Origin of the sequence: Phytomonospora sp. NPDC050363, assembly GCF_040655735.1 — a bacterium.
Classification (GTDB): Bacteria; Actinomycetota; Actinomycetes; order Mycobacteriales; family Micromonosporaceae; genus Phytomonospora.
In genome coordinates, this window is sequence record NZ_JBFAKK010000001.1 from 637,671 (window position 1) to 652,219 (window position 14,549).

Annotated in this window: 9 protein-coding genes; 6 read left to right on the forward strand and 3 right to left on the reverse strand. The window is 72.1% G+C overall.

Translation table 11 applies throughout. The features are described from left to right. Positions 1-6 precede the first annotated feature (6 nt). Both idi and AB0I28_RS02755 read right to left on the reverse strand, forming a co-directional pair. Entirely contained in the window at positions 7-591 is a 585-nt protein-coding gene (gene idi / locus AB0I28_RS02750; protein WP_357488949.1) for an isopentenyl-diphosphate Delta-isomerase, read from the reverse strand. A gap of 104 nt (positions 592-695) precedes the next feature. Then, positions 696-3,329, reverse strand: a complete 2,634-nt coding sequence (locus tag AB0I28_RS02755) for a PEP/pyruvate-binding domain-containing protein (RefSeq protein ID WP_357488950.1) — start codon at positions 3,327-3,329, stop codon at positions 696-698. A gap of 99 nt (positions 3,330-3,428) precedes the next feature. Between AB0I28_RS02755 and hrpB the strand changes: the two genes are divergently transcribed. Then, the gene (hrpB, locus tag AB0I28_RS02760; RefSeq protein ID WP_357488951.1) at positions 3,429-5,882 is read left to right on the forward strand and encodes an ATP-dependent helicase HrpB; all 2,454 of its coding nucleotides are present in this window, start codon (positions 3,429-3,431) and stop codon (positions 5,880-5,882) included. 55 nt (positions 5,883-5,937) lie between these two features. On the opposite strand, the gene AB0I28_RS02765 is transcribed toward hrpB, so the two are convergent. Further along, entirely contained in the window at positions 5,938-6,303 is a 366-nt protein-coding gene (locus tag AB0I28_RS02765; RefSeq protein ID WP_357488952.1) for a hypothetical protein, read from the reverse strand. Between the two features lie 466 nt (positions 6,304-6,769). Between AB0I28_RS02765 and AB0I28_RS02770 the strand changes: the two genes are divergently transcribed. Genes AB0I28_RS02770 through ispH form a run of 5 tightly spaced genes read left to right on the forward strand, consistent with a single transcriptional unit; the run spans position 6,770 to position 14,537 of the window. After that, a complete protein-coding gene (locus AB0I28_RS02770; RefSeq protein WP_357488953.1) occupies positions 6,770-8,185 on the forward strand; it encodes a family 2B encapsulin nanocompartment shell protein in 1,416 nt (471 codons plus the stop codon). An 8-nt stretch (positions 8,186-8,193) separates the two neighbouring features. After that, complete coding sequence (locus AB0I28_RS02775) at positions 8,194-10,737, forward strand: germacradienol/geosmin synthase (RefSeq protein ID WP_357488954.1); 2,544 nt, start codon at positions 8,194-8,196, stop codon at positions 10,735-10,737. A gap of 32 nt (positions 10,738-10,769) precedes the next feature. Continuing rightward, complete coding sequence (locus AB0I28_RS02780; RefSeq protein ID WP_357488955.1) at positions 10,770-12,161, forward strand: family 2B encapsulin nanocompartment shell protein; 1,392 nt, start codon at positions 10,770-10,772, stop codon at positions 12,159-12,161. 47 nt (positions 12,162-12,208) lie between these two features. Further along, positions 12,209-13,264, forward strand: a complete 1,056-nt coding sequence (locus tag AB0I28_RS02785; RefSeq protein ID WP_357488956.1) for a family 2 encapsulin nanocompartment cargo protein polyprenyl transferase — start codon at positions 12,209-12,211, stop codon at positions 13,262-13,264. Further along, positions 13,254-14,537, forward strand: a complete 1,284-nt coding sequence (gene ispH / locus AB0I28_RS02790; RefSeq protein WP_357488957.1) for a 4-hydroxy-3-methylbut-2-enyl diphosphate reductase — start codon at positions 13,254-13,256, stop codon at positions 14,535-14,537. Before AB0I28_RS02785 ends, ispH begins: the two co-directional genes overlap by 11 nt. The last annotated feature ends 12 nt before the right edge of the window (positions 14,538-14,549 follow it).

A 14,549-nucleotide genomic window follows, 5' to 3' on the forward strand; every position in this document is an offset into this window, starting at 1 on the left:
GCGCGGTCACTCCCAGACCGCGGCGGGCGGGAGCTCCCACGACGGCGCGGCGGGCCACGCCAGCGGATCCGGGCCCAGCGCGGCGAGTTGCGGCACCTGCTGGCGGCACCACGGGGAGACGTCCCGCGTGCCGTCCTGGACATCTGCGGCGAACTTCGGCCACGGTACCCATGCCCACTCGCCGACTTCGTCGGGGTCCGGGACGGGCGTGCCGTCGACGACGGTGGCCAGGACCGGGCAGAGCTCGTTCTCGACGGTGCCGTCGGGCATCACCGCCCGGTAGCGGAAGCGGGGGAGCACCAAGGTGATCTCGGCGGCGGGGGAGAGGCCGAGCTCGTCACGCAGCCTGCGCCGTACCGACTCGGTGATCGGCTCGCTCGGGGCGGGATGCCCGCAGCACGAGTTGGTCCACACTCCCGGCCAGGTGGTCTTGTGCCCGGCCCGCCTGGTGACCAGCAGGTTGCGCTCGGCGTCGAAGACGTAGCAGGAGAAGGCCAGGTGCAGCGGGGTGTCCCGATGGTGGACGAGGCGCTTGCTCATCGTGCCGATGTCACGGCCCTGATCGTCGAGCAGCACAACGGACTCTTCCATGCCGGGCCTTTCGGTGGTCGCTGTCGGGGTGCCGCGGCTCCGGCGGGCCCAGCATAACCACCGCGCGTCGCCGTTTCCCGACATTGCGTGCCCGGTGTCGTGTTTCAGGGCGCGGCGGAGGCTTCTTCCTCAGCGGTGACGGTGACCGTCCCACCCGTGCCGTCGACCGTGACGCGCTGCCCGGTCCTGATGGCCTCGACGGCGTCGCGAACACCGACCACGGCGGGGATCCCGTACTCGCGGGCCACCACCGACCCGTGCGAGTTCGCGCCGCCCATCTCCATGACCAGCGCGCCGGCGGTGAGGAACAGCGGAGTCCAGCCGGGGTCGGTCGACGGCGCGACGAGGATCTCACCGGGCTCCAGGTGCGCCCCGACGGGGTCGAGGACCACCCGCGCGACACCGGTGACACGACCGGGGGATGCCGGAGTGCCGGTGAGCGCCCCGTCGGAGGCCTCGACGGCGGCGGCCTCGGGTTCGGTGCCGTCCGACAGCAGGACGCGCGGAAGGTGGCGCCTGCGCATCTCGCGGGCGTAGGTCTCCCGGCGGTCGGCGGCCAGTGCGCGCAAGCCGGCCGTGCCGCGAAGGTCGGTGAGAGTCAGGAAGTACACGTCGTCGACGGCGTCGAGCCGTCCACTCGCGACGAGCTCGGCCCCGACGGCGGCCAGCTCGGCCCGCATCGCCGCCAGGGCCGTGACGAACCAGAACTTCGGCGTCTCGCGCAGACCGGCCAGTTCGCGCGCCCGGCCGAGCGCGAAACGCACGAGCCGGCCTCGCAGCGGGCCGCACCTGCCGGCCAGTTCGGCGATCTTGGCCTCCGCCTCGCGAGCGCCGCGCCGGAAGATCGCGTCGGGCGCGTGTTCTCCCGGGTCGGACCGCAGGTAGTTTGCCAGGACGCCGAGGAGGTGCGCGGGATCCTCCGACCAGCGGGGCAGACCGAGGTCGATCTCCCCGACCGCACGGTGCCCGTAGGCGGTGAGGAACGCGGCGAGTCCGTCGGAGAGTTCCGGAGGCCAGGAGGAACGCCGTACGGCGAGTTCGGCGGCCGGGGTGCTCAGCAGGAGGGAGGCGGCGGGCTCGCTGTCGCGCAGCCCGGCGGCGAGCAACCACAGGGCGAGGTCCATCTCCGTGGTCACGTTGTGCGGCAGGGCGCGCAGGACGACCGGGAGGTCGCCGTCGCGGGCGCGGTCGCGAAGGAGCAGCGCGGCGAGGCCGAACATGGCGAATCCCGCCGCGGCGGCGGGGGCGACGGTCGGCAGGACGAGCGCGGGCTGCCCGGCGAGGGTCTTCTCGACATGGCCGAGACGTTCGGTGAGGGTGGCATCCGCGGGTGCGGCCAGGCGGGTGGTGAGGTGGCGCAGGCCGTCGGCGGCCCGTGCCCGGGCGGCGGCCGGGCGTGCCACGGCGGCGGCGACGCGCAGCGGGATGCGGTGGCGCCACAGGACTCCGGCGGCCTTGCGGAGGAAGCGGCGGGCCGATCCCTTGCGGACGGCGAACTCCGGCCGGTCGAACAGGCTGCGCATCGCGACGGCCGAGCGGGCCTCCATGACGTCGAAGACGCGCGGGAGGACGCGCCGCCCCACGGCGTTGCGCAGCGGGCCGGTGATGTCGCCGAGGACGCGGCCGGCCGATTCTGCGAACGCGGGCGGTCCGGCGCGCAGGTCGGCGACCGGGATGCCGAAGATATCGCGGGCCGCGCCGGCGGCGATGACGCGGAGGGCGGAGATCCCCATCGGGGTGATCGGCCGGAACACGCCCTGGGCGACGCTGAGGGACATGTACGCGCGCAGCTCGCCGTGCGGGTTGTCGGGCAGCGGGTAGAGGGTCGTGACCGGCCGTGCCTGGGTGAGCCAGAGCCCGCCGTCGGCGTCGATCGCCCACTCGGTGTCCTGCGGGCCGCCGTAGTGGGCCTCGACGCGCCGGCCGAGCTCCGCCAGCGCGAGGATCTGCTCGTCGGTGAGGCAGGGCCCGTCGTCGGCCTCGACGGCGCGTGACTCGGTGCCGCCGCCCGGCAGGGCGCGCACGACGACCGTCTTGTCACCGAGGCGGCGTTCGGTGATGCGACCGCCGGGGTCGACGACGAAGTGGTCGGGGTTGACCGCGCCCGAGACGACCGACTCGCCGAGGCCGGGGGCGGCGTCGATGACGATCTGGTGGCGGCGGCCGGTGACCGGGTCGGCGGTGAACATGACTCCGGCGGTCGCGGCGTCGACCATGCGCTGGACGACCACGGCGAGGCGGACCGAGCGGTGGCCGACGCCGTTGGCGGCGCGGTAGGCGACCGCCCGGTCGGTCCACAGGGAGGCCCAGCACCGGCGGACGGCGTCGAGGAGGGCGGGCACGCCGACGACATTGAGGTAGGTGTCCTGCTGCCCGGCGAAGCTGGCGTGCGGGAGGTCCTCGGCGGTGGCCGAGGAGCGCACGGCGTAGGGGGTGTCGGCGTCGGCGAGGGCCGTGACTGCTTCGGCGATGTCGGCGGGCACGGGCGCCGTGGCCACGATGCGGCGGGCCCGAGCGGCGAGTTCGGCCAGGGGCGCGGTGTCGCCGTCCAGCGCGTCGAGGACGTTGTCGAGGGCGGTTCCGGTCACGCGGGCGTACGCCTCGGTCGTGAGGCAGAGACCGGACGGCACGGGCAGCCCGGCGCGGGTCATGACGCCCAGGTTGGCGGCCTTGCCCCCGACGAGATGGTGCAGAGCGGCGTCGATCTCTTCGAAGGGGAGGACGAGTACGGACGACATGGCCGCCTCCATTAATTCATCGTTCGATGAGTTCAACTTAGTTGAATTATCCGCCGGGTGCCAGTCCAGCACAGAACCGCGGTGAGCGACACTGATCCGATGTCCTCACCAGTCCCGCTCCCGGACACCGGCCTCCCGGTCGCCGACGCGCTGCCCGGACTGGGCGAGGCCCTGCGAGCCGACGGCGCCGCCGTCCTCGTCGCGCCACCGGGATCGGGCAAGACCACCCTCGTCCCGATCTGGTTCACCGGCCTGACCGGCGGCCGGATCGTCATCGCCGAACCCCGCCGCGTCGCCGTACGCGCCGCCGCGCGGCGCATGGCCGCCCTCACCGGCACCCGGCTCGGCGAGGAGATCGGCTACACCATCCGGGGCGAGTCCAAGACCGGCCCGCGCACCCGCGTCGAAGTCGTCACCACCGGCGTCCTCGTCCAGCGGCTGCAACGCGACCCCGAACTCCCCGGCGTCGGCGCGGTGATCCTCGACGAATGCCACGAACGCCACCTCGACACCGACCTCGCGCTCGCCTTCGCCGTCGACGTCCGCGCCAATCTCCGGCCCGACCTGCTGCTTTTGGCCACCTCGGCCACCGCGCAGGCCGAACGCCTCGCCGACGCGATCGGCGATCCCGCGCCCGTCGTGACCGCCTACGTCAGCCCGCACCCCGTCACCGTCCACTGGCGTCCGCCCGGCCGCGTCCTCGACGCGCCGCACGGCCTGCGCGTCGACCCCCGCTTCCTCGACCATGTCGCCGCCGTAACCCGTGACGCTCTCGCCGAGCGCGACGGCGACGCGCTGGTCTTCCTGCCCGGAGTCGGCGAGATCGAGGCGGTGCGCGGACGCCTCGGCGGCGCCGCCGAAGTCGTGACACTCCACGGGGGACAGTCCGATCAGGACGCCGCGCTGCGGCCGGGCCCGCACCGCCGGGTCGTGCTGGCCACCTCCGTCGCCGAGAGCAGCCTCACCGTCCCCGGCGTGCGCATCGTCGTCGACTCCGGCCTCGCCCGCGTCCCGCGCACCGACCACGCGCGCGGGCTCGGCTCCCTGGTCACCGTCCGCGCGTCGCGCGCGGCCGCCGAGCAGCGCGCCGGCCGCGCCGCCCGCGAGGCGCCCGGCGACGTCTACCGCTGCTGGCCGGAGGGCGACCGGCTCGCCGCCCACCCCGAGCCCGAGGTCGTCACCGCCGACCTCACCGCATTCGTGCTGCAACTGGCCTGCTGGGGGCACATCACCGGCGAGGACCTCGCTCTCCTCGACGCGCCGCCGCCCGCCGCGGCCGAGGTCGCCCGATCGACGCTCACCGCCATCGGCGCCGTCGACGCCGCCGGCCGGGTCACGGCGCGCGGCCGCGCCATCGCCCGCGCCGGAGCCCATCCCCGCCTCGCCCGTGCCCTCATCGACGGCGCGCCGCTCGTGGGGGCCGAACGGGCCGCCGAGATCGTCGCGCTTCTGTCGGCCGACCGGCGCGGCGGCGACGACCTCGCCGCCGTCTGGCGCGCCCTGCGCTCGGGCCGCGACCACGAATGGCGCACGGAGGCCCGCCGCCTGCGAAAAGCCGTCACCGACGCTCCCCGCACCCGCGTCGCCGATGACCTCGCCGCCGGGCTCGTCGCCGGGCTCGCCTTCCCCGAACGCGTCGCGCGAGCTCGCGGCGGCGCCTACCTGATGACCGGCGGCACCGCCGCCGAACTGCGCGAGGGCAGTTCTCTCAGCGGCGTCGAGTGGCTCGCCGTGGCCGACGCCGCGCGCCAGCCCGGTCACCGCAACGCCCGCGTCCGCCTCGCCGCCGCCGTCGACGAGGCGACCGCCCGCGAAGCCGCCGCCGGACTGCTCACCGAGGCCGACGAGATCGTCTGGGAGGACGGGGACGTCGCCGCCCGGCATGTCAGCCGGCTCGGCGCGATCACCCTCTCTGCCAAACCCATCCGCGACCCCGACCGGGCACGGGTCGCCGAAGCACTATCCGAAGGTCTGCGCAGCGAAGGGCTGCGTCTGCTCACGTGGGACGACGCCGCCGTCGAGGTCCGCGACCGGATGGCCTTCTGTCATCGGGCGCTGGGGGAGTCCTGGCCGGCGGTGGACGACGAGACCCTGCTCGCGCGCCTGCCCGAATGGCTCGGGCCGCAGCTGGCCCGCGCGCGCCGCCGTGCCGATCTCGCCCGGGTCAAGCTCGCCCCCGCCCTCCGCTCGCTGTTGGGGTACGCAGAGGTCGCGCGTTTCGACGAGGCGGCTCCCGAGCGCCTGGCCGTCCCCAGCGGATCCCGGGTCCGGGTGGACTACACCGACCCGGCCGCGCCGTTCCTGGCCGTCAAGGTCCAGGAGGCATTCGGCTGGACCCGTACCCCGACGATCGCCTTCGGACGGGTTCCGGTCGTGCTGCACCTGCTGTCCCCGGCGGGCCGCCCGGTGGCGGTGACCTCCGACCTGGTGTCGTTCTGGGGTGAGGGCTACCGGCAGGTGCGCGCCCAGCTGCGCGGACGCTACCCGCGACACCCGTGGCCCGAAGACCCCATGACGGCCGAGCCGACGCGCCGCCTCAAGCCGCGTTCGTGACCACCGCACCACGGTGGCACAGGGAAGTCCCGCGGCATTGGACGGGGACGCGCTCTCAGCTCTTCTCCGCCAGCAGCCAGCGCCAGCGGCGCATCTCCGTCACGACGGTCACCGCGGCCAGCAGCGTGACGACCGCGGCGACCGGCGGCCACCACGCGAGCCATGCCGCCGCGATCCCGGCGGCCAGCTGGAGCACGAGCAGTCCCACCGTGACGTAGCCCGGCGCCGGGACCATGACGCGCGGCTTGTCGCCGGGTGTCTGGAACACCGTCGGAAGTCCGATGAGGACGATCACGGCCAGCACGGCCAAGGGGATCGAGACGGGCACCAGTGCCCAGGGGACCGCGACCCAGGCGACGATCTCCATGAGGAAGCGGACGGGCGCAACGCCACGCGGGGGCTCGGGAGCTTGGTCACGCACGCCGATACGATGCCACGCTCCCTCGCATGTTCGCGCCGGGGCGGCCTGTAGCACATCGGGCAACCCTCACCGGAACCTCGGGAAACGGGCCCCGCTTCAGCCTGGCTCACCTTGGTGGCCGGTGAAACGCCTGCGCAGCGATGGTTCTCGATGTCCGACGCCGAGTGTCGATGTCGGTCGGCGGGCCGGTGATCCAGCTCGTGCGCGGGATCGCGTTCGCGCACGTCCATTGTGGAGCGATGCGCTGTCCGCTTTGGACATAGACGTCTCACTATCCGCACAGTGCAAGGGACATCGCCCGGCGGGGTGAACCCGCGAATAACACTTGTCGTGACAATGACACATACGGCGCGTCACATCGTTCCGCTTCGTATTGTCGCGTTACCTTCTCATCGCGGAAATCGCTCATCCGGCGCATTCCGCGACGGTATACACCAGACGTGCACAAACCAAAGGGGAACGCATCGTGACAGAGTTGGCCGATCCGGACGTGACCATCGAGGTCGAACGCACTCAGCTGAGCCTTAGCACCGCAGCGGCCCGCAACCTGGCGACCACCACCAAGTCCGTTCCGCAGATGCAGGGGATCTCCTCCCGGTGGCTGCTGAAGCTGCTGCCGTGGGTCCAGACCGAGGGCGGTGTGTACCGCGTCAACCGCCGGCTGAGCTACGCCGTCGGCGACGGGCGCGTGACCTTCACCAACATCGGCGCCGACGTGCGCGTCATCCCCGAGGAGCTCTGCGAGCTGCCGCTCCTGCGCGGCTACACCGACAACGCGGTCCTCGCCGACCTGGCCTCACGCTTCGAGCAGCGCGAGTTCCAGCCCGGCGACGTCATCGTCGAGGCAGGCCAGGAGGCCGACCACGTCTACCTGGTCGCCCACGGCAAGGTCAACAAGCTCGGCGCCGGCGAGTACGGCGACCAGACCATCCTCGGCACCCTCGCCGACGGGTCCTACTTCGGCGAGCACGTCCTCGCGGGTGCCCAGGGCGCCTGGGAGTACACCGTCAAGGCCGTCACTCCCGTAACGGTGCTGGCGCTGGCCGGCCAGGACATCCAGCGGATGAACGGCCACGCCGAGTCCCTGCGGGCCCACATCGCGCAGATCCTGGAGGGCACCGGAAAGCCCCAGGACGAGCACGGCGAGGCCGCCATCGAGGTCGCCTCCGGCCACGACGGCGAGCCCGACCTGCCGGGCACCTTCGTCGACTACGAGCAGTCCCCCCGCGAGTACGAGCTCAGCGTCGCCCAGACGGTCCTGCGGGTCCACTCGCGCGTCGCCGACCTCTACAACAAGCCGATGGACCAGATCGAGCAGCAGCTCCGCCTGACCATCGAGGCCCTCCGTGAGCGGCAGGAGGACGAGCTGATCAACAACCGCCAGTTCGGCCTGCTGCACAACGCCGACCTCAAGCAGCGCATCAACACCCGCACCGGTCCGCCCACGCCGGACGACATGGACGAGCTGCTGGCGACCGTGTGGAAGGACCCCGGGTTCTTCCTGGCGAACCCGCGCACCATCGCCGCCTTCGGCCAGGAGTGCAGCCGCCGCGGGATCTACCCGGCGACCATCGACATGAACGGCCACCAGGTCCCGTCCTGGCGCGGCATCCCGATCCTGCCCTGCAACAAGATCGGCGTCTCCCCGACCCGCACCAGCTCCATCCTGCTGATGCGCACCGGCCAGGAGGCCCAGGGCGTCATCGGCCTGCACCAGACCGGCCTGCCCGACGAGTACGAGCCCGGCCTCAACGTCCGCTTCATGGGCATCAACGAGAAGGCCGTCATCTCCTACCTGGTCAGCGCCTACTACGCGGCCGCGGTGCTCGTCCCCGACGCCCTCGGCGTGCTCGAGAACGTCGAGATCGGCCGGGAAGGCTGACGCACGCCATGCAGCCCTTCGAACTGCCCGACTTCTACATGCCGTATCCCGCGCGGCTCAATCCGAACCTGGAGGCCGCGCGGGCCCACACCAAGACGTGGGCCTACGACATGGGCATGCTCGGCCCGGTCCTCGACGACGAGGTCGTCTGGACCGAGGAGGACTTCGACGGGATGGACTACGCGGGCCTGTGCGCCTACACCCATCCCGACGCCTCCGGGCCGCGGCTCGATGTCGTCACCGACTGGTACACCTGGGTCTTCTACTTCGACGACCACTTCCTGGAGGCCTTCAAGAAGACCGGCGACCTCCAAGGGGCGTCGGACTACCTCGACCGCCTCGCCACCTTCATGCCGGCCTCCATCGCCGACATGCCCGAGCCGAGCAACCCCGACGAGCGGGGCCTGGCCGACCTGTGGATCCGCACCATCCCCCACATGTCGGACGGCTGGCGCGAGCGCTTCACCGAGAGCACCCGCAACCTTCTCCTCGACTGCGTCTGGGAGATGAGCAACATCAACGGCGACCGGGTGCCTAACCCGATCGACTACGTGGAGATGCGCCGCAAGGTGGGCGGCGCGCCCTGGTCGGCCGACATCGTCGAGTACTCGCTCGGCATCGAGGTCCCCGGTGCGATCGCCGCCAGCCGCCCGATGCGCGTCCTCAAGGACGCCTTCTCCGACGGCGTGCACCTGCGCAACGACATCTTCTCCTACCAGCGCGAGACCGAGCGCGAGGGCGAGGTGAACAACGGTGTCCTGGTCGTCGAGAAGTTCTTCGGCGTACCGGCACAGCAGGCCGCCGAGGTCGTCAACGACCTGATCACCTCTCGCCTGCACCAGTTCGAGAACACCACGCTGACCGAGCTCCCTCCGCTGTTCGAGGACAACGGACTCGACCCCGGCGAGCGCCACCAGGCGCTGTCCTACGTCAAGGGGCTGCAGGACTGGCAGTCGGGCGGCCAGGAGTGGCACATGCGCTCCAACCGCTACATGAACGGCTCCACCGGCACCGTCTCGGCCGCCGACGGCGTCCTCGGCGGGCCCACGGGGATCGGCACCGCCTCGGCCTACATCGGGCTGCTCAAGGGGATCGCCGGCCCCGGCGGGCCCCGCAACCACGCTCACGCGCCGCTGCGCAAGGTCGGGCACCTGCCCATCCCGGAGCTGTACATGCCCTTCCAGGTGCAGGTGAACCCGCATGTGGACACCGCCCGGCGCGAGAGCGTCGACTGGGGCGGCGCCGTGGGCTTCTACGACCCGCAGCCGGGCACCGGCGGTGCTCCACTGTGGACCCGTGAGCTCAACGCCGGCTTCGACTTCTCGCTGTGCTCGGCCGGGCTCGACCCGGACGCCACACCCGAGGCGCTGACACTGTCGTCCGAATGGCTCGCCTGGGGCACCTTCGCCGACGACTACTTCCCGCTGATCTTCAACAGTTCGGGCAACATGGCCGCGGCGAAGGCGTTCAACGCGCGCCTTTCGCAGTTCATGCCGCTAGACCTCGGCCCCGTCCCCGAACCGGTCAACGCCCTCGAAGTAGGTCTCTCCGACCTGTGGGCCCGCACCGCCGGCCCGATGGACCGAGGCGGCCGCGCGAAGTTCCGCAACGCCGTCGAGATCATGATCGAGAGCTGGCTGTGGGAACTGGCCAACCACATCCAGCGCCGCGTCCCGGACCCGGTCGACTACCTCGAGATGCGGCGCCTCACCTTCGGTTCCGACCTGACCATCGCCCTGTCGAAACTCGCCCACGGCGGCCGGATCCCCGAGGAGCTCTACCAGACCAGCACCGTCCAGGCCATCGAGAACGCCGCCTGCGACTACGCCTGCCTCACCAACGACCTGTACTCCTACCAGAAGGAGATCGAGTTCGAAGGCGAGGTGCACAACTTCGTCCTGGTCGTGGAGAGCTTCTTCGGCATCGACCGGGACCAGGCCCTGCCGGTCGTCGCCGACCTGATGACCGCCCGCATGCGGCAGTTCGAACGCCTCGTCGCCGAGGAACTGCCCGTCATGCTCGACCACCAGCAGGCCACCCCGGACGCCCGGGCGGCCATGGGCCAGTACATCGGCGAACTCGCCGACTGGCTCGCCGGAATCCTGCTGTGGCACCAGGAGACCGCGCGCTACCCCGAGGCGAACCTGAGGTTCCCCTTGACGCACCACACGGGCGGAGCCGCACAACCCAAGGCCCTCGGCATGGACGCCGCCCGCATGTTCGCCAGGCCCGACACACCGACTCTCGTCGGCGGCGGACCGCTCCTCACGGCACCCTCCCGGGTGCCTGCGGGAGTCGGCGGCGGACCCGGTGCACCGGCTCCGCCGGCCGAGGCGCGCAGGCCCTCTCCGGCACTCCCGGCCGGGATCGGCGGGGGACCGGGCACCCCGGCCGCCACACCGGCGGCGGGCGGCCACGGCGGTGCCGCACCGTCGCATCCCGCCGACGGCGCTGCCGAACCCGAGGCCATCACGCCGACCCGTCCTCCGCACGGCCCCACCGGGCTGGGCACCCTCGCGGCGAGACCGCACCACCGGCACATCAGCACGTGAACCCAGTCCGAAACACCAGGCAGGAGCAACCTGTGACAGTCACGTCCGACGCCGCGGCCGCCGCGCAACTGAGCCTCAGTACCGCGGCGGCGCGGAAACTGTCCACGACCACCAAGTCCTCGCCGCAGATGCAGGGCATCTCGCCCCGCTGGCTGCTGCGCATGCTGCCGTGGGAGCAGACGGGCGGAGGCGTGTTCCGGGTCAACCGGCGGCTCACCTACGCCGTGGGCGATGGGCGGGTCACCTTCACCACCACGGGCTCCCAGATCCGCGTCATCCCGCAGGAGCTGCGCGAGCTCGCCGCCCTGCGCGACTTCGAGGACGAGGACGTCCTCGCCGAGCTCGCCGAGCGCTTCGACCAGCGCCGCTTCAACCCCGGCGACGTGATCGTCGAGTTCGGGCACGAGACCGACCAGGTCCACCTGATCGCGCACGGCAAGGTCGACCAGCTCGGCACCGGCGAGTACGGTGCCCCGACCACGCTGGGCACCCTCGCCAACGGCCAGCACTTCGGCAACGCGATGCTGACCGAGTCGCAGGCGATCTGGGAGTTCACGGCCAAGGCGATCACGCCGGTGACGACGCTGTCGCTGTCCCGCCGGTCCTACGAGGAACTCGTCGAGCGCAGCCCGCAGCTGCGCGCGCACGTCGAGATGCTCCGCGCGGGAACACCGCAGTCGCAGAACCGGCACGGCGAGGCCGCCATCGAACTCGCCGCCGGCCACGCCGGTGAACATGTCCTTCCCAGCACCTTCGTCGACTACGAACTCGAACCGCGCGAGTACGAGCTCAGCGTCGCGCAGACCGTCCTGCGGGTGCACAGCCGCGTTGCCGACCTCTACAACAAGCCGATGGACCAGACGCAGCAGCAGTTGCGCCTGACCGTCGAGGCGCTGCGCGAGCGCCAGGAGCACGAGCTGATCAACAACCGCGAGTTCGGTCTGCTCCACAACGCCGACCTCAAGCACCGCATCCACACCCGCACGGGCCCGCCGACGCCCGATGACATGGACAACCTGCTCTCGCGCCGACGCAAGACCGCGTTCTTCCTCGCCCATCCCCGTACGATCGCGGCCTTCGGCCGGGAGTGCAGCAACCGCGGCGTGTACCCCGAGACGGTGACGGTCGAGGGACGCCCGATGCAGGCGTGGCGGGGCACTCCGGTGCTTCCCTGCGACAAGATCCCGGTGAGCGCCTCGGGCACCACCTCGATCCTGGCGATGCGCACCGGCCTCAAGGACGAGGGCGTCATCGGCCTGCACCAGGTCGGGCTCCCCGACGAGATCGAGCCGGGCCTGTCGGTGCGGTTCAACGGCATCAACGAGAAGGCGGTCATCTCCTACCTGGTCACCGCCTACTACTCGGCCGCGGTATTGGTCCCCGACGCGCTCGGGATCCTTGAGCACGTCGAGATCGGCCGCTGACGGCCCAGCCAGAGACAGCGTCGCCAACACCAGAAGGAGGACCGTCGATGTCGACCAGTGCCATGTCCCAAGGCGCGAGTACCACCGAAGAGAGGTCGGCGCGCGACGTGCTCGCGTGGAGCCGCGAGCTCGTCGAACCGGCGCTGCGGGAGGCGATCGACGCGCTGCCCGCGTCGATGCGCCGTATCGCCGGTTACCACCTCGGCTGGTGGGACGCCGACGGCGCTCCCGACCACGGCGACGGCGGTAAGGCCCTGCGCCCCGCGCTGGTGCTGCTCGCGGCCGAGGCCGTCGGTGGCTCCAGCGCGGACGCCGTGCCTGCCGCCGTGGCCGTGGAACTGGTGCACAACTTCTCGCTTCTCCACGACGACGTCATGGACGGCGACGCCACCAGGCGGCACCGGGCGACGGCGTGGACCGTCTACGGCGTCGGCCCGGCCATCCTGGCTGGCGACGCGCTGGTCACCCTCGCCTTCGACGTCCTGGCCGCCACCGGGCACCCGGTCGCGCAGGGAGCGATGCGGATGCTCAGCACCGCCGTCCTCGACCTCGTCGACGGGCAGAGCGCCGACATGGGTTTCGAGGACCGCTCCGACGTCGGCATCGGTGAATGCGTGAGCATGGCCGACGGCAAGACCGGCGCGCTGCTGGGCTGCGCCTGCGCTCTCGGCGCGTCCTTCGCCGGGGCCGACGCCGAGAAGGTCGCCCGGATGCGCAACTTCGGCTCCCGGCTCGGCCTGGCCTTCCAGCACGTCGACGACCTGCTCGGCATCTGGGGCGAGCCGGCGGTGACCGGCAAACCCGTGTACTCCGACCTGAGCAACCGCAAGAAATCCCTCCCGGTGGTCGCCGCGCTGACTTCGCGCACCGCCGCCGCGGAGGAACTCGGCGTCCTTTACCGCCGGGCGGACGCGCTGACCGAGACCGAACTCGCCCGCGCCGCGGAGCTGATCGACCTGGCCGGCGGTCGCGCGTGGAGCCAGGCGCAGGCCGACGAACTGCTCAAAGGCGCTCTCGGTGAGATGGCGATGGTCGAGCCGAGTCCGCGTGCCGCGCTGGAGCTCGGACTGATCGCGAGACTGGTGACCCGCCGTGACCACTGAGCGGACCGCCGGAGTCTCGTGGCGCCGCATCGCCGCCGTTCACCCCGGTGCCATGGCACCGGGGTCGGCGGTCGTCGCCGGTGAGCTGCGACTGCTGGACGGACGGGTCGTGGCGTGCCCTTCGGGGGTCCTGTTCGCCGGTGAACTGCGGGCGCGGGGTCTGAGCGTCGAGGTGGCGCCGATGACGGCGGCCCTCGGGCAGGGCAGCGGCAACGCCGTCGCGATCCTGCTGTCCGAAGTGGACGGCGACCCGGCGGGTCTGGGTTTCGCCGTCCCCGACGGCGACGTCGGCGCCCGGCAGGCCGCGCATGAGGCGCTCGCCGACTGGTCGGCCGCGGTGGGGGCGCGAACGGTCCTGCTGGCCTCGCCGCGCGCCTTCTGCGCTGGGGTCGAGCGGGCCATCGACGCCGTGGACCTGACCCTCGAACGCGTCGGAGGTCCGGTGCACGTCCGCAAGCAGATCGTGCACAACGTGCACGTCGTGAAGGATCTAGAGGCCAAGGGCGCGGTCTTCGTCGACGAACTCGCCGCCGTGCCCGAGGGCGCCACGGTGGTGTTCTCCGCGCACGGGGTCTCCCCGGCGGTGCGGGGCGAGGCCGAGCGGCGAGGCCTGGAGGTCATCGACGCGACCTGCCCGCTGGTCGCGAAGGTGCACATCGAGGCGCGGCGCTTCGCCGGTCGCGGCGATACGGTGATCCTGGTCGGGCACGCCGGGCACGAGGAGACCGAGGGCACGCTGGGGGAAGCGCCCGGACGGATCCTGCTGGTGGAGAGCCCGGCCGACGTGGCCGCGCTCGACGTGCCCGACCCGAGCCGCGTGTCGTACCTGACGCAGACGACGCTCGCCGTCGACGAGGCCGCCGAGATCGTGGCCGCGCTGCGTGAACGCTTCCCCGAGCTGCGAGGGCCCTCCACCGACGACATCTGCTACGCCACCACCAACCGCCAGGAGGCGTTGCGCGCGGTCGCCGCGGAGTCGGACCTGGTGCTCGTCGTCGGCTCGGCGAACTCCTCGAACTCCCTGCGTCTCGTCGAGGTCGCCGAGCGGCAGGGCACGTCCGCCCGTCTGGTCGACGACGCCGGCGGGCTCCGTTCGGCCTGGCTCGCCGGTGTCGCGCGGATCGGCCTGACGGCGGGCGCCTCGGCGCCGCCCCGGCTCGTCGAGGAGGTCATCGAGGCGCTGTCCGGCTTCGGGCCCGTCGACGTCGAGGTCCGCGAGACGACCCGCGAGACCGTCCAGTTCGGGCCGCCGCCGGGAGTGTCGAAGCCCTAGATCGTGTCTAGC

Bases quoted from the DNA above. Each gene is read 5' to 3' on its own strand.
- AB0I28_RS02785 (WP_357488956.1), top strand. From the start codon at position 12,209: ATGTCGACCAGTGCCATGTCCCAAGGCGCGAGTACCACCGAAGAGAGG.
- hrpB (WP_357488951.1), top strand. From the start codon at position 3,429: ATGTCCTCACCAGTCCCGCTCCCGGACACCGGCCTCCCGGTCGCCGAC.
- idi (WP_357488949.1), bottom strand. From the start codon at position 591: ATGGAAGAGTCCGTTGTGCTGCTCGACGATCAGGGCCGTGACATCGGC.
- AB0I28_RS02775 (WP_357488954.1), top strand. From the start codon at position 8,194: ATGCAGCCCTTCGAACTGCCCGACTTCTACATGCCGTATCCCGCGCGG.
- AB0I28_RS02755 (WP_357488950.1), bottom strand. From the start codon at position 3,329: ATGTCGTCCGTACTCGTCCTCCCCTTCGAAGAGATCGACGCCGCTCTG.